Genomic DNA, 19,512 nt, shown 5'->3' on the forward strand with positions numbered 1-19,512 from the left:
GCTATATTTTCCAGCAAATAATCAATTGATGCAAAATGTTGACTCCTGCATGGGATTTTTATTGACTTTGTTTTTATGGCTCTTATTCACCGGACCATTGATGAGAAAAATAAAAACAATACGGAAAAAGAAAAATCTCAACCCGCAGACAAAAATATGCAGCTTGCCCCAGGCATAAACGGAAAAGATTACAAGTGAAAAAGAAAATATTAATACTAGTCGATTGGTACTTGCCTGGCTATAAGGGGGGCGGGCAAATCAAGGCCGTCGAATACATAGTCGAGAATCTCAAGGAATACTTCGATTTTTATATCTTGTGTCGCGACCATGATGCAGATGGAACAAGCTATCCAGGCATTGCGACGAACACTTGGATTATGCGTGATGGCATCTGGATAAAGTACATGTCTGCCACACAGCAACCTTACCGTGCCAGTATCACGGCTGAAGTGGCGTTGCCACAGTGGGATGCCATTTACGCCAATAGTTTCTTCAGCACCTATTTTTCGATCATCCCTTTGCTGGCGCGGCGTTTCTCGGCAAGTTCGAAACGGCCATTTATTCTGGCACCTCGAGGTGAGTTCTCACCTGGCGCCTTCAATCTGAAACGCTGGAAAAAAAGGGCATTTGTCGGCTTGGCAAAGCTGCTGGGCCTGCACAAGAACGTGCTGTGGCATGCGTCAACAGAGCTGGAGCAGGCGGACATACTGAAACAATTTTCGCAAGCGCGTGTACACATCGCTCGCGAATTGCTTCCCCCTGCGGTACAGTCTCAAATTACCCCGTTGGAAAAAGAACCAGGCCAATTACGCCTTATCTTCTTATCGCGTATTTCCAGCAAGAAGGGGCTCGATATTGCGCTGCGGACGCTGTCCAACCTCGACCATGGGCAGGTCACGCTGGATATATATGGCCCCATCGAAGATGCACGCCATTGGAGCGAATGCGGCGCATTGATTGCCAGCATGCCTTCCAATATCACCGTCAAGTACTGCGGTGAACTTCCGCATGCGCGCATCAAGGAGGTCATTCCCGCCTATCATTTTCTGTTTTTCCCCACACTGGGAGAAAATTTTGGCTATGTCATCATAGAAAGTCTCTTGGCAGGGCGGCCTGTATTAATCAGTGACCAGACCCCATGGCGCGAGCTGCAGCAAAAACAGATCGGGTTCGACATTCCACTTGCGCGGCCAGACTTGTTCGTGCAAACCCTGCAAACTCTGATCGGACTGAACCAGGCCGGTTTTGACGCTTACCAAGCAAGTGTCAGCGCTTATGCCAGCGCCTATGTCGCCTCGCAAAGCATGCTGGTTAACGACAGCTTTGCGCTATTTTCTCGGGGCCAGTCACCTGAGTGAAGAGCTAATAATGAAAGCAACAATTTGAATATCCTGATCGTCAGCCAGTATTTCTGGCCCGAGAATTTCCGCATCAATGATCTGGTGCGCGCCTTGCTAGGCCATGGCCAGAAAGTCGACGTGTTGACCGGACAGCCTAACTATCCCACGGGCAAGACTTTTGATGGTTACCGCGCCAATGGATTCTCCATGCAGGATTGGGAGGGCGCCACTGTGTATCGGGTGCCATTGGCTCCGCGCGGTGTCGGATCAGCATTGCGCCTGGTGTGGAATTATGTATCATTCGTCCTGAGTGGCTCGACACTCGGTCCTTTCGCGCTGCGCGGCAGGCATGTAGATGTGATCGTGGTGTATGCTGTATCGCCCATTTTGCAGGCCCTCCCCGCTATTTTTCTGAAATGGATAAAGGGCGCCAAACTGGTTATCCTGGTACAGGATCTCTGGCCAGAAAGCCTCGAAGCCACAGGTTTTATACGTAACCGTACCGTGCTGTCGTTGGTAAGGTTAATGGTACGCTGGATCTATGCGCGCGCAGATTTGTTATTGGTTCAGTCAGAAGCATTTATCGAGCCGGTTGCGGCCTTAGCGGATCGAGGGAAAATTGCCTACCACCCAAATACTGCAGACGATGTATTTGTCGCTCCGCAGCAAGAAACACCCGATCATTGCCCGATTCCGGGCCTTGAGGAAGGCTTTAGCGTCGTTTTCGCAGGTAATCTGGGCACGGCCCAGTCGGTAGAAACCATCGTCGAGGCAGCTGCCTTACTAAAAGATATACGGGAAATCCGCTTTGTGCTAGTCGGCGATGGTAGTCGGGTTAGCTGGATCAAGCAGAAAATTGCCGAGTTAGGCCTGAAAAATGTGCAATTAACCGGCCGTTATCCACTTGGATCAATGCCGTCAATTTTAAAGCATGCCGGAGCGCTGCTGGTGACATTGAAGGATGAACCGATTTTTGCGCAAACTATCCCAAGCAAAGTCCAGGTATACCTGGCCATGGCGCGCCCGGTCGTCGCTTGCTTGAATGGAGAGGGTGCGCGGATCGTGCAGCAGGCCAACGCTGGCGTCAGTTGCAAAGCCGAAGATGCCCATGCACTGGCCATGGCCATCCGCCAACTTGCAGACTTATCTGTAGAGCAACGCAATGTACTGGGGCAAAATGGTTTGCGTTATTTCCGTAGCCATTTTGACCGGGATATGCTGACAAAAACTTTGATTGATCATTTTCAACAGCTAACGGATCCAACAAGTACTGCATAGTACGAGACAATAGCTTTTTTCAAATAAACAAATTGAGAGTAAAAGGATAACTTATGAAAGTTTTGGTGCTTGGAGTGTCAGGAATGCTGGGCAATACGGTATTGCGCTATTTTTCCGACGACAGCCGTTACCAGGTTTTTGGCTCGGCACGCAGCGCTTCTGTACGCAAGGCCTTCCCGCCGGCTCTGGCTGAGCGTATTGTAGTTGGCACGGATGTGGACAATGCCGACTCTCTGGCCTGGTTGTTTGGCAAGGTACAGCCCGATGTTGTGATCAATTGCATCGGCTTGGTCAAGCAATTGGCCGAATCCAACGATCCGTTACAGGCTATCCCCATCAATTCCCTGCTGCCGCACCGCCTCGCCCGTCTGTGCGCCATCGCTGGTGCGCGCCTGGTGCATGTCAGTACCGATTGTGTCTTCGCCGGTACGCGTGGCGGTTACACCGAAGCCGAGGCTTCAGATGCGACCGATCTGTATGGACGCTCCAAGTATCTCGGCGAGGTCAATTACGAACACTGCATCACCCTGCGCACCTCGATCATTGGCCACGAATTAAACAGTGCCAATGGATTGGTCGGCTGGTTCCTGGCTCAGCAAGGGTCGGTGAAAGGCTACACGCAAGCGATTTTCTCAGGTTTGCCTACCATCGAACTGGCCCATGTCATCCGCGATATCGTGTTGCCGCAACCACAGTTACATGGTTTGTATCACGTTGCTTCGCAACCGATTAATAAATTTGATCTGCTCACGCTGGTCAAGAAAGAATACAAAAAAGATATTGCAATCGTTGCCGATGAAAAGCTGAAGATTGATCGGTCGCTGAATGCAGATCGCTTCCGTGAGGCAACAGGTTATATTGCTCCGGCATGGCCTGAGCTTGTTGAAAAAATGGCTAATTTTAAGTAAGAAGGAAATCAAAATGTTTGCAAATAAAGTCTTGATGATCACCGGCGGCACAGGCTCATTCGGCAACGCAGTCCTGAAACGTTTTCTGTCGACCGACGTGTCTGAGATCCGTATTTTCAGCCGCGACGAAAAAAAACAAGAAGACATGCGCATCGCGCTGAACAATCCAAAACTGAAGTTTTACATTGGCGACGTGCGCAATCCTGAAAGCTTGAATGAGGCAATGAAAGGCGTGGATTACCTGTTTCACGCGGCAGCGCTAAAACAGGTTCCATCGTGCGAGTTCTACCCGATGGAAGCGGTGCGCACAAATGTGTTGGGTACCGAAAATGTGCTCAATTCAGCAGTCGCCAACAATGTATCGCGCGTAGTCGTGCTGAGTACCGACAAGGCCGTGTATCCGATCAATGCCATGGGGATTTCCAAGGCACTGATGGAAAAATTAATGGTTGCCAAGGCACGCGTGCGCAGTGCCGGCGAGACGGTCATCTGCGCCACCCGTTACGGTAACGTGATGGCTTCACGCGGTTCGGTCATTCCACTGTTTATCAATCAATTGAAAGACGGCAAAGCGATCACGATCACCGACCCCAACATGACGCGTTTCCTGATGTCGCTTGATGATTCGGTCGATCTCGTTTTGCATGCCTTCGAGCACGGAGAACAAGGCGATATCTTCATTCAGAAAGCCCCCGCATCGACGGTAGGCGACCTGGCGATCGCGCTGAAGGAGCTGTTTGCAAAGGATAATGAAATTCGCGTAATTGGTACCCGCCATGGCGAAAAATTGTACGAATCCCTGGTTTCACGCGAAGAAATGGCAAAAGCCGAAGATATGGGCCGATACTATCGTGTCCCTGCAGATAATCGTGACTTGAACTATGACAAATATTTTGTCGAAGGTGAGACCAAGATTTCGGAAATCGACGACTATACCTCGCACAACACCGAACGCCTGACGGTTCCACAAGTAAAAGAGATTCTGCTGACGCTGGACTTTGTGAAAGAACAACTCGATGCGTAAAATTATGACGATCGTAGGCACGCGGCCAGAATTAATCAAAATGAGCCGCGTGATTGCTGAACTGGAAAAACATACCCAGCATATTCTTGTTCATACCGGCCAGAATTACGACTACGAATTGAACCAGGTTTTTTTTGATGACCTGGAAATCCGCAAGCCGGATTACTTCCTTGACGCTGCGGGTACCACGGCAGCCGAAACCATTGCCCAGGTACTGGTAAAGGCCGATGCCGTGTTTGAAAAGGAAAAACCGGATGCCCTGATGCTGTATGGCGATACTAACTCATGCCTGGCGATCATTGCCGCCAAACGTCGGAAAATTCCGGTCTTTCATATGGAAGCCGGAAATCGCTGTTTTGACCAGCGCGTCCCTGAAGAATTGAATCGTAAAGTATTAGATCATTTGTCCGACATTAACATGGTATTGACGGAGCATGCGCGCCGTTATCTGGTTGCGGAAGGCATTCGTCCAGAAACCATCATCAAGACAGGTTCGCATATGCGCGAGGTGCTTGATTTTTACATGCCAAAGATTGAACGCTCGGATGTCCTGACGCGTCAAAATCTGCAGGAAGGTAAATTCTTCCTGATCAGCGCGCATCGTGAAGAAAATGTCGACTCGCCGGAAGCGCTGCGTGACCTGCTGGCCACGCTTGAGGCACTGGCTGAAAAGTATGATTACCCGGTACTGTTTTCAACCCATCCTCGCACCATGAAGCGCCTGCAAGAGATTGGTATCGAGAACCTCGATAAACGCATCATTTTCTCCAAACCTTTCGGCTTTGTCGACTATATTAAATTGCAAATGGAAGCTTTTTGCGTATTGTCCGATAGCGGAACGATTACGGAAGAAACCTCGCTGCTGAATTTATCGGCAATCACAATCAGAAATACGCATGAACGACCAGAAGGAATGGATGTCGGCACCTTGATTATGTCCGGATTAAAATCCGAACGTGTACTTGAAGCCGTCGACATTATTACCAGCCAATACAACCGCAATACGCCGCCCGTTTTGCCAGTAGCTGACTACGAAAACCCTTTCGTCTCCAAGCAAGTCTTGCGTGTAGTCAGCAGCTATATTGACTATATTAATACCAACGTCTGGTCGAAATAATTCAACCAACGAAATGATTGGCAACGGCAATGAAAATTCGTTTTTAAGATGACAAAGATTCTCGTAACTGGAGCGAATGGTTTTGTCGGCAGCGCGTTATGCGCTACGCTGGCAGAGCGCAACGTCGCCTACACGGCAGCGGTGCGCAAGGATGCCCGCGCTATTCATGCCATTGCCGTAGGCGAACTGGACGCGAGCACCGACTGGTCGCCTGCGCTGGCTGGCTGCACCTGCGTGGTACATCTCGCCGCCCGCGTCCATGTTATGCATGACGTTTCCAGCGATCCCTTGGCGGAATTTCGACGAGTCAATGTCGATGCCACCATCAACCTGGCCCGGCAGGCATTGGATGCCGGGATCAAGCGATTCGTCTTCGTTAGCAGTGTAAAAGTCAATGGTGAAGAAACCACTGACAAGCCCTTCACCGCCTTCGATTTCCCTGCACCTCGCGACCCATATGGCCAATCCAAGCTGGAAGCGGAGGTGGCTCTGCAGGCATTGGCTAGGGAGACCGGACTGGAATTGGTGATTGTGCGCCCTCCGCTAGTCTACGGACCAGGCGTCCGCGCGAATTTTCACAGCCTGATGAAACTGGTCAGACTGGGATTGCCGCTACCTCTGGGAGCCATAGACAATCGACGCAGTATGGTCGCGCTGGATAATCTGGTCGATTTATTGATTTTATGTTGCGGCCACCCTGCCGCTTCCGGGCAAGTCTTCATGGTTTCCGACAATGACGATGTCGGCATTACAGAGTTGCTGCGCAGGCTTGCTTCCGCCATGCGACAGCGTAGCTTGCTGTTGCCTGTGCCAGCGGCATGGCTGGCGGCAGGCGCTCGCCTGATGCGGAAATCAGCTGCCGCCGACAGGCTGCTTGGCTCTCTTCAGGTTGACGTCACACATACCATGCAGACGCTTTCCTGGAAGCCGGTGTCGAGCATGCAGGCAGCGCTCGAAAAAACTGTTGCGCCATTTCGCCGTTAATGCCTCAATAAACTTTTAATCGACCTTGAATGAAAAAAATATTTGATTTTTTATTGGCGCTTGTTGCCCTTTGTATTTTGCTGCTACCAATCACCATTGTCGCCTTACTGGTCAAGATCACATCAACCGGGCCAATAGTTTACTGGTCAGATCGCGTCGGTCGCAATAATCGCATCTTTCGGATGCCCAAGTTTCGCACCATGTTAGTCGGTACTCCTGCCGTAGCGACACATTTATTGTTAGATCCAAGGCGTTACCTGACGCCGATCGGTTCATTTTTGCGCAAATCGAGCCTTGATGAGTTACCACAATTGTGGAGCATCCTGTGCGGCGACATGAGTTTTGTGGGCCCACGACCGGCACTCTTTAATCAACAGGATCTGATCGCATTACGCACACAATATGGAGTCGATCAAATCTTGCCGGGACTGACCGGATGGGCTCAAATCAACGGCCGGGATGAACTGCCAATTCCGGAGAAGGTCAAGCTTGACGTGGAGTATCTGCAGCGACGCTCCCTAGCATTCGATATTAAAATTATCATATTGACCTTTATCAAGGTCATTCGCAAAGATAATGTAACACATTGATTCTAAAAAACTCTTGCCTACCTACGGAGAGTAATATAGCAACTTTTAATTCCGTGTCGCGTTGCCAGGGATGACAATTATATGAAGCATACAAATGAAATCCTTTCTTGATCTTTCGCGTTTCCATAAGCAAATCATAGCGGCCTCAGCAGATTTGTTGATGTTGCCGCTAATTTTTTCTACCGCCATTCTGCTTCGTTACGACGTCGTGGATATGGTGATCTTGAAGCAATATTATTGGCTAATCCTATTGGTACCGGTCGTTTCCTTGCCCGTGTTCGTGCGACTCGGCTTATATCGTGCCGTCATCCGCTTCATCGATCAGAAGATTGTCTACGTGGTGATCCTCGGCGTGTCGATCTCCGTCGCATTACTCGTGGCCGCCGCGGCCATCCTCACACACATGAGCGGCCTCTCGCGAGGCGTCTTTGGCATCTACTGGGTCAGCGCCATTATGTATATGGTGGCAAGTCGCTTCGTCGCGCGCGGCTTCTTGTTGCATGCCAATGCGGAACGGGCTCCAGTACGCGTGGCCATCTATGGCGGAGGCAAGGCTGGCACCCAACTGGCCACGGCGTTACGGGCTGGCCACGACTATCTGCCTGTGGCTTTTATCGACGACAAAAAAGAGATGAAAGGTGCGACCATCGCGGGCATCAAAGTCTATCCGGCCAGCGAATTGGATGCCTTGATCGCAAAAATGGATATCTCAGAGGTGCTGCTGGCCATGCCTTCGCTCGCCAAAAGCCAGCAAAAACTCATCTTGGAAAAATTAGCCGTCCATAAAGTCAAAATCAAGGTAACACCGCCAATCGGCAGCCTCGTGAGTGGCGAATTGCGCGCACAGGATGTGCGCGACATCGAAATCGAGGATTTGCTAGGACGCGATCAGGTAACGCCAAACCGCCACCTTCTGGCCAGCTGTATTACTGGAAAATCGGTCATGGTCACGGGTGCCGGCGGCTCCATCGGTTCGGAACTATGCCGCCAGATCATCCGTCTGCAGCCAAGTCACCTAATCCTGCTGGACATGACAGAATTTGCCTTGTATTCGATCAAGCAAGAGCTGCGATCGCTCATGTCAGCACACGATCTACACATTGAATTGATGCCCTTTCTCGGCTCCGTGCTCGATACAGAGAAATGCACCCGCGTCATGCGTACGTTCGCCGTCGAAACGGTTTACCACGCCGCGGCCTATAAGCATGTGCCACTGGTTGAACATAACCCGATTGAAGGCGTCAATAACAATGTCTTTGGCACGTTAAGCGTTGCCAAGGCAGCGATGGCGGCCGGCGTCGGTTGCTTTGTTCTCATTTCAACAGACAAGGCCGTGCGTCCCACTAATGTCATGGGTGCAACCAAACGCCTGGCGGAATTGATTTTGCAAGGTTTTGCGCGCGAACAAACGAAAACCCGCTTTTGCATGGTGCGTTTCGGCAATGTATTGGGGTCTTCCGGCTCAGTCGTACCGTTATTTCGCCGACAAATCATGCAGGGCGGGCCAATCACGCTGACCCATCCTGAAATTACGCGTTACTTCATGACAATTCCGGAGGCGGCACAGCTTGTCCTACAGGCTGGGGCGATGGGAGAAGGTGGCGATGTCTTTGTGCTCGACATGGGTGAACCTGTCAAGATCATGGATCTGGCGGAACGCATGATTCACCTGAGCGGCTTGGAGATCAGGAGCAGCTCTGCCCCTGACGGTATTGACATACAACACGTTGGGCTGCGTCCAGGGGAAAAACTTTATGAAGAGTTACTCATAGGCGACAACGTGGAAGGCACTGAACATCCTTTGATCATGCGCGCCCAGGAGTCAGAAACGGCCTGGAGCGAATTACAAGTGACACTCAACAGGCTCAAGCAAGCATGCGACCTGTTCGAATATGATCAGGTGCGCGAAGTACTGTTATCGGCCGTAATTGAATATGCACCGCAATGCGGCATAGAAGACTTGATCTGGAATGAGAAAAATCGCCGCAGCTCGCTGTTGCCAATAGCTAGCATATTAAATGGCAATACACCGGATACCTCGTCTTAAATAAAACGCACTCACGCAGTTTAAAGATGCGCAAAAACTGACACATCCATATTTAAAAAGTGAAATCATGCACAACCAAAACACCCAAGACAATCAGGATCAACAAGACGACTTCGAGGACGATAACGCAACGCCGTTTACTGACATGCTGGCGATCGCTTGGCGTTCGCGGCGCACCATCATCTCCGTTACCATCGCCGCTGTAGTGATTGGCGTTGGCTACACCTATGCGTTTCCAAGCTATAAAAGCGAAGGTTTCCTGCAGTTTGGCGGCGCCATTCCCATGCCTGCGTCGCTGAAGGAGCGTGAAACCGCCAGTTCCGGGATCGTGCTGGCTGACTATAAACGCTATTCGGCTGCGTTCAGCACAAGCGGCCGCTTGATGGATTACATTAAGGAATACAAACTGGAAGGTCAGCCTGGCGTCGACAAGCTGCGTCGCGTCTTTGCCTCGCGCGCGGGAATGGGCAAGCTGGTGGAGCCAGTCTTTCCATTTACCAAGATTGACGCCAAGGAATTGATGGAGCAGCCCAAGGATGGTGGCAATAACGTCATTGGCTTGCGCATTACCTATGATGCAGCCACGCCGATCGAAGCCAACCAAACGGTAGCCCTGCTTGGGCGCTATACGATGGACAGCATTATCTATCAGATCTATTCAGACGTGCTACGTTTCAAACATAGTGAAATTACTGCCCGAATTACCAAACTGGAAAATGACATCATCGATAGCAATGGGAAATTGGAAGTATTAAACCGTAAGGGTAGCAATTTGAAGCAAATCATGGCTCGCTATCCACAGAGCGCTAACCAGGCATCCCGTGAAGTAATTTCCATCACAGAAGATAATGCACGCTACTTGCCGCCAGCTACACAATTAATGACTACGGAAGTCGAAGCAGCCGCTGAAAACGAGTCTATCTACAAATTCAAACGCGAGCAGCAAAAATATCAACTGCTGCGTGAGTATTATGATCGTGCAAAAGTAACGCTGGACAATACTAAATCCGGTGAAGTCATCCTGCGCGCGCTTGAACCGCTGAAACAAACCATCTTCAAAAACAAGGACATGAAGAATGAGGTCATACAGGAGACCTTCAATATGATCAGCATTGATAATCAGAATGCGCTTAATCTTTATCTTGAGAAAAGCAGATTCATTGCAGGACCGAGCTTGCCTGAAAACCGTTCATCGCGTTTGACCACAACCGCACTAGCAAGCTTCATCTTCGGCCTGCTTATCTCGCTCGGCCTCGTTTTTGGTCGCAACTGGTGGAAAAATAACAGCAGCAAAATGAATGGCTAACCAAGCTACTCTGAATACATGCCGTGCGCCAAGGTGGCGCATGGCTGCATCAAAAAAATACATAAGGCACAATAAAATAGCAGCGATACGACTCCACAAATAATAATGAAATCTTATTATCCAAGGCTCATCTCGCCGTATTAATGGCCTGCGCACCATCGAGTATCAGGCAAGGAGCTATTACCTTCGCCTGAACTCCATCAAGTCAATCGCAGAAATATTGCAAAAAGCTCTACTTCAGCAACCCACCCAACAACGCCGCCACCTTCTGCTTCGGCTTGGCTGCGGCAGGCGCCATGCTGGCGGCAGCCGGAGCTGCTGCCTTGGCCGGCTCATATGGCTTCAGGAACCAGGGATCGGCCTTTTCGCGGCGGGCGCCGGGACCAAAGGCGGGACGCGCACCGCGCTCGGCGGAACGGCTGTCGCGGCTATCGCCGGCATGGCGGCTCTCAGGGGCACGCGCGGGACGCGCCTCGCCACCTTCGGTACGGCGCGGCGGACGGCGCTCGCTGTCGCTGCTGCGGGCGGGCGCCGGATTGAAGCCCGCCAGTTCGCCGCGCTTGATGCTTTGCTTGATGAGTTTCTCGATATCGGCCAGCAAGCGCTCGTCTTTATCCGAGTAGATCGAAATGGCGTCGCCCGAGGCGCCGGCGCGGCCCGTGCGGCCGATACGGTGCACATAGTCTTCCGCGTTGTACGGCAAGTCGAAGTTGATGACGCAAGGCAAGTCGGAAATATCCAGACCGCGCGCCGCCACGTCGGTAGCCACCAGCACGTCGATCTCGCCCTTCTTGAACGCTTCCAGCGCCGCCATGCGTTCCTGCTGGCTCTTGTCGCCATGGATCGCCGTGGCGCTCATGCCTTCCTGTTCCAGCACGCGGGCCAGGCGCGAGGCGCCGATCTTGGTGTTCGAGAATACGATGACCTGCTTCAGGTCGCGCTGGCGCAACAGATGGGCTACCAGGGCATGCTTCTGGTCTTCCGTCACCTTGTAGACCACTTGCGTGACCTTGTCGGCCGTCTGGTTGCTGCGCGCCACTTCGATCGTCAGCGGATCGTTGAGGAAGGTCGCGGCCAGTTTCTTGATTTCTGGCGAGAACGTGGCCGAGAACATCAGGTTCTGGCGCTGCTTCGGCAGCAAATTGATGATGCGTTGCAAGTCCGGCAGGAAGCCCATGTCCAGCATGCGGTCCGCTTCGTCCATGACCAGCATCTGCACCTGGCTCAGGCTGATGTTCTTTTGCTCGATATGGTCGAGCAAGCGGCCCGGCGTGGCGATGACGATTTCCACGCCGCCGCGCAGGATGACGGTTTGCGGCTTCATGTCCATGCCGCCGAAGACGACGGTCGAACGCAGCGGAGTGTGCTTGGCATAGGCCTTGACGTTTTCCGCCACCTGCACCGCCAGTTCACGCGTCGGCGTCAGGATCAACGCGCGCACCGGGTGGCGTGCCGGCGACATGCTGCTGCTGGCATGCGCCATCAGCAACTGGATGATCGGCAAGGAAAAACCGGCCGTCTTGCCTGTGCCCGTTTGCGCGGCACCCATCACATCGCGGCCTTGCAGCACTACAGGGATCGCTTGTTCCTGGATCGGTGTCGGATGGGTGTAGCCCTGGTCGGTCAGTGCGCGCTGGATTTCAGGCGCGAGGCCGAAGTCGGCAAAAGTCAGGCTGGGAGCAGCGGATACGGCAGGTGCTGGTGCAGGCGCAGCGGCGGCGGGCGCCGCTTCAGGGGCAATCGCCGGGCTGGGCGTAGGAGTCGATTCGATTTCAGACATAAATTTTCTGGTGTGCCTCCGCACTGCGGAAGCCATGCTTTCTCAATAAACAACATTTCGGGGCACAGGCAGCTCCGTCTTGCAAGCCATGGATTATTGTTCTTGCGGCACCTCTGTGCTCCGGGACATGCTGGATGGCGTATGCGGGAGCGTCGAAGAGATGTGCGGCAATGGCGGCGGAGATCGCGCCGGCGGAACATCGCGCGCAGAAGATACAATATCAGTGCTGTAAACGATACCCTAATTCACCGCAACTGTACACGGAAACCGTGATTTTTGAGCAAAAAGCGTTCCAGCAATGACGCGCCGGGATGCCGTATCATGCCAGCTCCTATGCCTGCTCCGATGCCAGCTTTACCGTCCACTGCCCTCACCATGCCCACCCCGCCCTTACCCCACGATCCGCAACCGCAAGCGCCCAGCAAACCAGGCAATGACGAGTGCTGCCACAGCGGTTGCACCTTTTGCGTGCTGGAAATGTACCAGGAAGACCTGGCTGCCTACGAAGAGGCCTTGAGGACGTGGCAGCAGCGCCAGCAAGCTGCTGCCGCGCCAGCTGCCCCAGGCATCAAAAAGCCGCGCAAGCGCGCCTGACTTCATTCACTTAAAAGCTTTCCCATTCATCCACCGGCGCCGCGCGACGCGCCGTGCCGGCCAGTTGACGCGGCGCAGTTGCTGGCGTCACGGCTGTCGGCGCCTTGACGGCGACGGGCGCGCGCGGCCGGCTCGCGGCGGCGCTGGCCGCGTCGAGCTTGAAGATGCTGACGACGGCGCTCAAACTGGCGGCCTGCTCCTGCATCGATTCGGCCGCGGCGGCCGCCTCTTCCACCAGAGCCGCATTTTGCTGCGTCACCTGATCCATCTGGGCGATGGCCTGGTTAACCTGCTCGATACCGGCGCTCTGCTCGCTGCTGGCGGCCGTGATCTCGCTCATGATGTCCGTCACGCGGGTGATGCTGGCAACGATGTCATCCATCGTGCGGCCGGCCTGGTCCACCAGTTTCGATCCCGCCTCGACTTTCTCGACCGAATCGCCGATCAGTACCTTGATATCCTTGGCCGCCGCGGCCGAACGCTGCGCCAGGTTGCGCACTTCGGTGGCCACGACGGCAAAGCCGCGCCCCTGCTCGCCTGCACGCGCGGCCTCGACGGCGGCATTCAGGGCCAGGATATTGGTTTGGAAAGCAATGCCGTCGATGACGGCGATGATGTCGACAATCTTGCGCGACGATTCGTTGATCGACGCCATCGTGCCCACCACTTCGCCGACGACCTTGCCGCCCTCGATGGCGATGCTCGACGAGGTCAGCGCCATGGTGTTGGCCTGGCGCGCATTGTCCGCATTCTGCTTCACGGTCGAGGTCAGCTCTTCCATTGACGAGGCCGTTTCTTCCAGCGAGCTGGCCTGCTCTTCCGTGCGCGACGACAAATCCTGGTTGCCGGCGGCGATCTGGCTCGACGCCGTGGCGATCGTATCGGTGCCGCTGCGTACCTGGCCCACCAGCTTTTGCAGGCTGGCATTCATGTCTTTCAGGGCCTGCATCAATTGCCCCGTTTCGTCTTGCGATTGCACAACAATGTGCGCCGTCAAATCGCCGGCCGCCACCTGGCGCGCCACGCCGACGGCCTCGATCAGCGGACGCGCCACGCTGCGCGCCACCCACAGCGCCAGCAGCATGCCGACGACGACGATGCCCACCACCAAGCCGATCAGGCTGGCGCGCGAGGCTTCATAGGTTGCATCGGCGCTGGCGCTCGAACGCACGCCGCCGTCCGTGTTAATCGACACCAGTTTATCCAGGGCCACCATCATGTCCGTCATGACCTGGGCCGACGGCCCCACGGCCAACGCGCGCGCCTCTTCCTTTTTCATCTCGCGCGACAGGCTCAACATGGTTTCATGCAGGCGCATGAATTCATCGTTGAGCGCCAGGAAGCGCTCGAACACTTCCTTCTCGCCCGGTTCGGAAATCAGGCTGCGGTACTTGTCGCTATCGGCCTTCATCCTGGCCTGCGTTTCCGTCATGCGCGTTTCATTCTGCGCCATGTCGGCATCTTGCGCGGCCAGCATGTGCGCCAGCTCCCAGCGGCGGAAATCGCTGACATCGCTGCGCATATTCAAGGCCGCCAGCACGCTGGGCATCCAGTTGTCGGACAGGTCGGTCGACGCGGTATTAATGCGCGCCATGGAAAAGATCGCCGACACGCCCAGCGCCGCCGTCAACAGCAGCACGGCGCCAAACGACAAGATCAATTTGGTGGCAATTTTCAGATCAAAAAACCATTTCATGCGTTGCTTTCCTTCATTAGACAAGCGGGACAAAAGTGAGCAGTGATGGAGAGCAAGCTCATCCCGACACACACGTTAAATTTCCGCAATGCAACATTTTATCACCGTCGTACTGCAACGCAGAGTGGTTTGACTGCTCCACGCGGCCAAAGTTCGCGGGTAGCGCGCAACGTGACGTTTTTTGCCGAAGTACCGTTATTTCCACAGGGAAAATACAGCAACAGGCGTAGGAGTCGGATGACACGAGGCAATGTTCCTAGCCTACATAAGCACGTCGGCTCATCCGATGCCCGCCGACGCCCCCTGGTCCTATAGTGGATACAAGATTCAGCACAACGCTAGCAAGCCAGAAAAGCAGCGCCATCCAACAAAATCAGAAGACGAGGCCCTACCATGTACAAAGCTTATAGCAACCTGACACCAGCAACGAATAGCCACGCAGCAGCCCAGCACAACTGGCAAGCCGCGCCCGCCACGCCCATGATCAGTATCACGGGCGCGCAACAGAACGAATTGCTACGCGCCTTGTCGCGCGCCGATCTGGAGCGCCTGTTTTGCCAATTGGAATTGGTCGCTTTGCCTGCCGGCAAGCACCTGTTCGATTGCGGCGGCAAAATTGAATACACGTATTTCCCCACCAATGCCATCGTTTCCCTGCTGTACGTGATGGAAGACGGCGCCACAACCGAGATCGCCGTCGTCGGCCGCGAAGGTGTCGCTGGCGTGGTGCTGTATGAAGCGGAACGCGCCACATGTACCGCCATTGTGCAGACGGCCGGCTACGGCTACCGCCTGAAAACGGCCTTCCTGCGCGAAGTGTTCAATGAGGGCGGCGCCCTGGCGCAATTGCTGATGCGCTACACCAGCGCCATGTTTGCGCAAATGGCACAGAACGTGGTGGGCGGCCGTCATTGCAGCATCGAACAAAAACTGTGCCGCTGGCTGCTGGACCGCCTCGACCGTTCCCTGTCGAATGAGCTGAAGGTGACGCAAGACACCATGGCCAACATGCTGGGCGTGCGCCGCGAAAGCATCACCGTCACGGCCCGCAAGCTGCAGGACGAAGGCTTGATCCAGTACCGCCGCGGCACGGTCGAAGTACTCGACCGCGAAGGCCTGGAAGTGGCCGCCGGTAATTGCTACAAGGCAGCGCGCGCCGGTTTCGAACAATTCCGCAGCGGCATCAGCGCACACAATTAAGTAACCAGCGGCAAGTCATCCGCGCAAGCACGCTTCGGCGTGCTTTTTTCATTCCGGGGTGTTGACTTCCCTTCCAAGCCACTTGATCGCCCGTCACTTCGAAGCGCACGACGCCACATGGGCAGCCACCTGCCCGCGCCTTTTCTCCATTGCCTCTCCTCGTTTGCACCGTTGCCTAAGCCGCCAGCCGGTACGCACCCGGTACAATATTGCAATACACCACAAACCGGCGCGACCAGCAGTACAGCGCGCAGGCACTATGAAAGAATCAATGGAAGATATCAATTGCGAAGGCTTGCCCCACATCCGCGTACTGGCAGGCGAAAACACGAGCGGTCCCGTGTATGAAACCCTGCCCGCGCGCAAGATCGACGAGCACGTCTACGAACTGTTGGCCTCGCCCGGCCTGACCCTGAACCTGGCACGCGGCGACATCGTCAGCATCGCCGACCCGCTCGCTCCCGCCGAAGTGCTTAAGCGCGGCGGCAACTTCTGCATCCAGATCTATGCCGACGACGTGTCGCAAGAGGCAGTGGACCAGCTCGAACGCGAGGTGCAAAGCCAGCTGGGCGGTACCATGGATGGTCAGTACAAGGGCAACCTCACCTTCAGCGTGCCGGGACACCACGGCATCTACAGCGTCAACGGGCCCTTCGACGCCTTCCGCGAAGCGACGGGCGTGGAGTGGTACTTCGCAAACATCTACGTCAACCTCGATGACGACGATGATGAAACCTTGCTCAACTGGTGGGTGGATATGTAAGACGGTTCGTGCGCCAGGCGGGGCCATGACACGTGTCAATGCTCCGTATTGCCCTGGCGCACATCAAGGTGCCTGTCCGCATCTTGCGTACGCTCTCTCTACCGTCAGTCACAGAGAGAAACGCCATGCCCTACATTGCGAGTGCCGACTATACAAAGCAAAAAGAAATCGTGGGAAATGGCGAGTGCGTCACCCTGGTCAGGGACCTCACAGGCGCCCGTGCCTCATCGCTTTAGCGCGAAGGCGACAAAGTGACTGATCTGCTGGAAAAAAGTAGCATCGCGAAAGGGACGCTGATCGCCACCTTCGTCAATGGTCGCTATCAGAATCTGCGGCATGGCAACCATGCGGCGCTCTTCATTCGCCAAGTGCCTGGCGGTATTGAAATTTTCGACCAGTGGCGCAACCACAAACCCAGCGCCCGCATGATCCACTTTGGCCGTTCAGCGGCCGGAGCATCGAATCGCCCTGAGCTGTATTCGGTGGTCGAATGAAGCCGCTCGCACTGCTGACATTGGCTATCGCGGCCGCGACGATGCAACCAACTGCAGCAGCCCCTCTTTCTTGCCCGCAAACAGCTCCATTGACCTGGAACCTGCCAGTCGCCAGGCTAGACAGTGTGCGCGTGCTGTCCTATCCGGCGAATCAGCCGCCGGTGGATGGCGAGGCCCTTCCTATCCTGGCCCCGATCAGGGAGTGGACACGAGGCGGCACCTTGTATCAGCACTGGAATATCAATTTCGATGCCCCAAACTTTCTGTTTCAAGTGGACTGCCTGTATGCCGGTACCGCACGCTACCTGCGCATGGATTTACCGGCAGTCAAACAGTGCACCGCGGCCATTCAACAGCGAACAAAAATGGTCAGGTTTCAGTGTAAATAGTGCGCTCGGCGGAATTTCTCATGCATGCTCATGGGAAAAACGGAGTGCGTGTGACAAGTCTGACAGCGGTTGTAGCGAATCGCCCGCACAGGGCACGGCCAACCGAACTCATCGCTACGTGCTACGATGCAAGACAGTTCCTTTCAATGACACGCCATGAAATACAAGCTATTCCTGTTTGACCTCGACGATACCCTGCTCGACTTCCGGGCGTCCGAAAAACGCTCGTTCCTGCACACCATGCACGAACTGGGCTTGCGCGATGGCATCGACGCGCTGTTTTCCCAGTACCAGGCGATCAACGTCGACCTGTGGAGACGTTTCGAAACGGGTGACGTGACCAAGGATTTCCTGAAAGTGGAACGCTTCCGCAAGACGTTTGCGCTGAACGGCATCGCCATCGACCCGGAACTGGCCAGCCGTCTGTATCTGGACTCTCTGCCGGACACGGTCGTGCTCATCGATGGCGCCAAAGAAGTGTGCGAAACGCTGTCGCGTATCGGCGAAGTGGGCATCATCACCAACGGCGTCGAGTCCATCCAGAACCGCCGTATCGCAGCATCGGGCCTGAGCGACTACATTTCCTTCGTCGCCACCTCGGAAGCGTGCGGTCATGCCAAGCCGGACGTGCGCTTCTTCGAATACGCCGCCAACATGGCGCGCGCATTCAGCAAGGATACGACCATCATCGTCGGCGACCGCCTGGACGCCGACATCCTCGGCGCCAACCGCTACGGCATCGACAGCTGCTGGTTCAACCCGGACAGCATGGCCAATATCTCGGCCGCCCTCCCCACCTATGAAGTGGCCAGCCTGCATGACATCGTGCCGGCGCTGGGTGCGGTAACGGTCAACCTGAAACAGGCTTGATCTTCAACAAACACGGCAATTAATAACGCGGGTAACGGCGCGAAAACACGCCGCTGCTCGCGTACCATCGGGGCTCGTCCATCCTGGTGCCAGCCCTTGCCTTCCTTCAAAGTCCTGTTCGCCATCGCGGCATTGATCCTGTTCTTTGCCATGTTGGCCACGCGCCAGGCGGCCAAGTCCCGCAGACCATTGAAGCTGCAAAGAAAGCCCGTCATGACGACGCGCGAGCAGCAGATGTACCACCTACTGCAGACAGCCTTGCCGGAATGCACGGTGCTGGCGCAAGTGGCGTTTTCCGCGCTGGTAACGGCGAAGGGATGGGCAAACAGAAACCGTTTCGACCGCAAGGTGGCCGATTTTGTCCTGTGCAGCCAGCAACTGCACGTCATCGCCGTGATCGAACTCGACGACAGCAGCCACGCCGGCCGCGAACGCCAGGACAAGGAGCGCGATGCCATGCTCAGGCTGGCAGGTTATGTGACCTTGCGCTATGCCACCTTCCCAACACAACAGGCACTACGCGCCGATATCGAGCAACTGCTGCTGAAAAAAGCCGGCGTCGTATCTGCCTGATGACACCACCCAGACATCAATCGCGCGTCAGCGCTTCCAGCAATTCAATCTCAAAGATCAAATTGGAGCCAGGTGGAATCAAGCCCACCTGACGTTCGCCATACGCCAGCGCCGCCGGCACCCACAGCTTGCGCTTGCCACCCACCTGCATGCCTTGCAAACCCAAAATCCAGCCTTGGATGACCTTGTTATTGCTCAACACACAGCGAAAAGGCTCACCCCGCTTGTGCGACGAGTCAAACTCCGTGCCATCTTCGAGCCAGCCCCGGTAATGCGCAGTGATCAGCGCGCCACGCGCCGCCGCCTTGCCATCACCCGCCACGATATCGTCAATCTTCACTTCAGCCGTCATCTCGTTTCATCCTTCATCAATCGTCATGCCGCGATTGTACGGCGGCACGAAAAAAGCCCCGGCAGTCACCTGTCGGGGCTAGTTCTATTCTTGCTAAATTCTGGTGGGCCTCCCGTGAGTCGAACACGGCACCAACGGATTATGAGTCCGCTGCTCTAACCAAGCATGAGCTAGAGGCCCGGGGACTGCGGCGTGGCGGCGCTGTTG

18 protein-coding genes, 1 tRNA gene and 1 pseudogene are annotated in these 19,512 nt (G+C 54.8%); 16 read left to right on the forward strand and 4 right to left on the reverse strand.

Annotated features, from left to right (window positions below):
* Positions 1-194 precede the first annotated feature (194 nt).
* The 9 genes from ASN89_RS14895 to ASN89_RS14935 all read left to right on the forward strand — a co-directional run bounded on the left by ASN89_RS14895 (position 195) and on the right by ASN89_RS14935 (position 10,594).
* Complete coding sequence (locus tag ASN89_RS14895; RefSeq protein ID WP_058049807.1) at positions 195-1,358, forward strand: glycosyltransferase family 4 protein; 1,164 nt, start codon at positions 195-197, stop codon at positions 1,356-1,358.
* Between the two features lie 24 nt (positions 1,359-1,382).
* Positions 1,383-2,618: a glycosyltransferase family 4 protein gene (locus ASN89_RS14900; protein ID WP_046686126.1), complete on the forward strand. Its 1,236-nt coding sequence runs from the start codon at positions 1,383-1,385 to the stop codon at positions 2,616-2,618.
* Between the two features lie 53 nt (positions 2,619-2,671).
* On the forward strand, positions 2,672-3,526 hold the full coding sequence (locus ASN89_RS14905; RefSeq protein ID WP_046686127.1) for a dTDP-4-dehydrorhamnose reductase family protein: 855 nt from the start codon (positions 2,672-2,674) through the stop codon (positions 3,524-3,526).
* A 13-nt stretch (positions 3,527-3,539) separates the two neighbouring features.
* Positions 3,540-4,550 carry a polysaccharide biosynthesis protein gene (locus tag ASN89_RS14910; RefSeq protein ID WP_046686128.1) on the forward strand — a complete coding sequence of 337 codons (1,011 nt, stop codon included), beginning with the start codon at positions 3,540-3,542 and terminating at the stop codon, positions 4,548-4,550.
* Positions 4,543-5,667 carry a non-hydrolyzing UDP-N-acetylglucosamine 2-epimerase gene (gene wecB / locus ASN89_RS14915; RefSeq protein WP_046686129.1) on the forward strand — a complete coding sequence of 375 codons (1,125 nt, stop codon included), beginning with the start codon at positions 4,543-4,545 and terminating at the stop codon, positions 5,665-5,667. The genes ASN89_RS14910 and wecB overlap by 8 nt, the downstream gene beginning before the upstream one ends.
* A gap of 48 nt (positions 5,668-5,715) precedes the next feature.
* Complete coding sequence (locus ASN89_RS14920) at positions 5,716-6,651, forward strand: UDP-glucose 4-epimerase family protein (protein ID WP_058049808.1); 936 nt, start codon at positions 5,716-5,718, stop codon at positions 6,649-6,651.
* 29 nt (positions 6,652-6,680) lie between these two features.
* A complete protein-coding gene (locus ASN89_RS14925) occupies positions 6,681-7,241 on the forward strand; it encodes a sugar transferase (RefSeq protein WP_058049809.1) in 561 nt (186 codons plus the stop codon).
* Between the two features lie 94 nt (positions 7,242-7,335).
* Positions 7,336-9,288: a polysaccharide biosynthesis protein gene (locus tag ASN89_RS14930; protein WP_058049810.1), complete on the forward strand. Its 1,953-nt coding sequence runs from the start codon at positions 7,336-7,338 to the stop codon at positions 9,286-9,288.
* Between the two features lie 67 nt (positions 9,289-9,355).
* Complete coding sequence (locus tag ASN89_RS14935) at positions 9,356-10,594, forward strand: LPS biosynthesis protein (RefSeq protein ID WP_046686133.1); 1,239 nt, start codon at positions 9,356-9,358, stop codon at positions 10,592-10,594.
* A gap of 232 nt (positions 10,595-10,826) precedes the next feature.
* On the opposite strand, the gene ASN89_RS14940 is transcribed toward ASN89_RS14935, so the two are convergent.
* Positions 10,827-12,374 carry a DEAD/DEAH box helicase gene (locus tag ASN89_RS14940; protein WP_058049811.1) on the reverse strand — a complete coding sequence of 516 codons (1,548 nt, stop codon included), beginning with the start codon at positions 12,372-12,374 and terminating at the stop codon, positions 10,827-10,829.
* A 375-nt stretch (positions 12,375-12,749) separates the two neighbouring features.
* Between ASN89_RS14940 and ASN89_RS28205 the strand changes: the two genes are divergently transcribed.
* On the forward strand, positions 12,750-12,968 hold the full coding sequence (locus ASN89_RS28205) for an oxidoreductase-like domain-containing protein (protein ID WP_082654586.1): 219 nt from the start codon (positions 12,750-12,752) through the stop codon (positions 12,966-12,968).
* A gap of 10 nt (positions 12,969-12,978) precedes the next feature.
* Here ASN89_RS28205 and ASN89_RS14945 read toward each other — a convergent pair whose 3' ends face one another.
* On the reverse strand, positions 12,979-14,664 hold the full coding sequence (locus ASN89_RS14945; protein ID WP_058049812.1) for a methyl-accepting chemotaxis protein: 1,686 nt from the start codon (positions 14,662-14,664) through the stop codon (positions 12,979-12,981).
* 480 nt (positions 14,665-15,144) lie between these two features.
* Between ASN89_RS14945 and ASN89_RS14950 the strand changes: the two genes are divergently transcribed.
* From ASN89_RS14950 to ASN89_RS14975, 6 genes and pseudogenes are all read left to right on the forward strand, one after another.
* Positions 15,145-15,864 carry a Crp/Fnr family transcriptional regulator gene (locus tag ASN89_RS14950; RefSeq protein ID WP_058049813.1) on the forward strand — a complete coding sequence of 240 codons (720 nt, stop codon included), beginning with the start codon at positions 15,145-15,147 and terminating at the stop codon, positions 15,862-15,864.
* Positions 15,865-16,135: 271 nt separating this feature from the next.
* Positions 16,136-16,627: a DUF4265 domain-containing protein gene (locus ASN89_RS14955; RefSeq protein WP_058049814.1), complete on the forward strand. Its 492-nt coding sequence runs from the start codon at positions 16,136-16,138 to the stop codon at positions 16,625-16,627.
* A gap of 248 nt (positions 16,628-16,875) precedes the next feature.
* A pseudogene (locus ASN89_RS14960) lies at positions 16,876-17,121 on the forward strand (BPSL0067 family protein); the annotation flags it as partial.
* Positions 17,118-17,510 (forward strand): STY0301 family protein, encoded by a 393-nt coding sequence (locus ASN89_RS14965; RefSeq protein WP_058049815.1) that lies wholly within the window; start codon positions 17,118-17,120, stop codon positions 17,508-17,510. The pseudogene ASN89_RS14960 and the gene ASN89_RS14965, both read left to right, overlap by 4 nt.
* A gap of 156 nt (positions 17,511-17,666) precedes the next feature.
* Entirely contained in the window at positions 17,667-18,380 is a 714-nt protein-coding gene (locus ASN89_RS14970; RefSeq protein ID WP_058049816.1) for a YjjG family noncanonical pyrimidine nucleotidase, read from the forward strand.
* 96 nt (positions 18,381-18,476) lie between these two features.
* Positions 18,477-18,953, forward strand: a complete 477-nt coding sequence (locus tag ASN89_RS14975; RefSeq protein ID WP_058049817.1) for a DUF2726 domain-containing protein — start codon at positions 18,477-18,479, stop codon at positions 18,951-18,953.
* Between the two features lie 16 nt (positions 18,954-18,969).
* Here ASN89_RS14975 and ASN89_RS14980 read toward each other — a convergent pair whose 3' ends face one another.
* Entirely contained in the window at positions 18,970-19,305 is a 336-nt protein-coding gene (locus ASN89_RS14980) for an FKBP-type peptidyl-prolyl cis-trans isomerase (RefSeq protein ID WP_046686138.1), read from the reverse strand.
* Between the two features lie 101 nt (positions 19,306-19,406).
* Positions 19,407-19,485, reverse strand: a tRNA-Ile gene (locus ASN89_RS14985).
* Positions 19,486-19,512: the final 27 nt, after the last annotated feature.

This window comes from Janthinobacterium sp. Ant5-2-1 (assembly GCF_001445815.1).
GTDB lineage: Bacteria > Pseudomonadota > Gammaproteobacteria > Burkholderiales > Burkholderiaceae_D > Janthinobacterium > Janthinobacterium lividum_E.

What these genes read in the sequence shown, in the direction of transcription:
- ASN89_RS14925 (WP_058049809.1), top strand. Translation starts at nt 6,681, where the DNA reads ATGAAAAAAATATTTGATTTTTTATTGGCGCTTGTTGCCCTTTGTATT.
- ASN89_RS14970 (WP_058049816.1), top strand. Translation starts at nt 17,667, where the DNA reads ATGAAATACAAGCTATTCCTGTTTGACCTCGACGATACCCTGCTCGAC.
- ASN89_RS14955 (WP_058049814.1), top strand. Translation starts at nt 16,136, where the DNA reads ATGGAAGATATCAATTGCGAAGGCTTGCCCCACATCCGCGTACTGGCA.
- ASN89_RS14965 (WP_058049815.1), top strand. Translation starts at nt 17,118, where the DNA reads ATGAAGCCGCTCGCACTGCTGACATTGGCTATCGCGGCCGCGACGATG.
- ASN89_RS14910 (WP_046686128.1), top strand. Translation starts at nt 3,540, where the DNA reads ATGTTTGCAAATAAAGTCTTGATGATCACCGGCGGCACAGGCTCATTC.
- ASN89_RS14905 (WP_046686127.1), top strand. Translation starts at nt 2,672, where the DNA reads ATGAAAGTTTTGGTGCTTGGAGTGTCAGGAATGCTGGGCAATACGGTA.
- ASN89_RS14930 (WP_058049810.1), top strand. Translation starts at nt 7,336, where the DNA reads ATGAAATCCTTTCTTGATCTTTCGCGTTTCCATAAGCAAATCATAGCG.
- ASN89_RS14920 (WP_058049808.1), top strand. Translation starts at nt 5,716, where the DNA reads ATGACAAAGATTCTCGTAACTGGAGCGAATGGTTTTGTCGGCAGCGCG.
- ASN89_RS14940 (WP_058049811.1), bottom strand. Translation starts at nt 12,374, where the DNA reads ATGTCTGAAATCGAATCGACTCCTACGCCCAGCCCGGCGATTGCCCCT.
- ASN89_RS14945 (WP_058049812.1), bottom strand. Translation starts at nt 14,664, where the DNA reads ATGAAATGGTTTTTTGATCTGAAAATTGCCACCAAATTGATCTTGTCG.
- ASN89_RS28205 (WP_082654586.1), top strand. Translation starts at nt 12,750, where the DNA reads ATGCCCACCCCGCCCTTACCCCACGATCCGCAACCGCAAGCGCCCAGC.
- ASN89_RS14935 (WP_046686133.1), top strand. Translation starts at nt 9,356, where the DNA reads ATGCACAACCAAAACACCCAAGACAATCAGGATCAACAAGACGACTTC.
- wecB (WP_046686129.1), top strand. Translation starts at nt 4,543, where the DNA reads ATGCGTAAAATTATGACGATCGTAGGCACGCGGCCAGAATTAATCAAA.
- ASN89_RS14980 (WP_046686138.1), bottom strand. Translation starts at nt 19,305, where the DNA reads ATGACGGCTGAAGTGAAGATTGACGATATCGTGGCGGGTGATGGCAAG.
- ASN89_RS14950 (WP_058049813.1), top strand. Translation starts at nt 15,145, where the DNA reads ATGATCAGTATCACGGGCGCGCAACAGAACGAATTGCTACGCGCCTTG.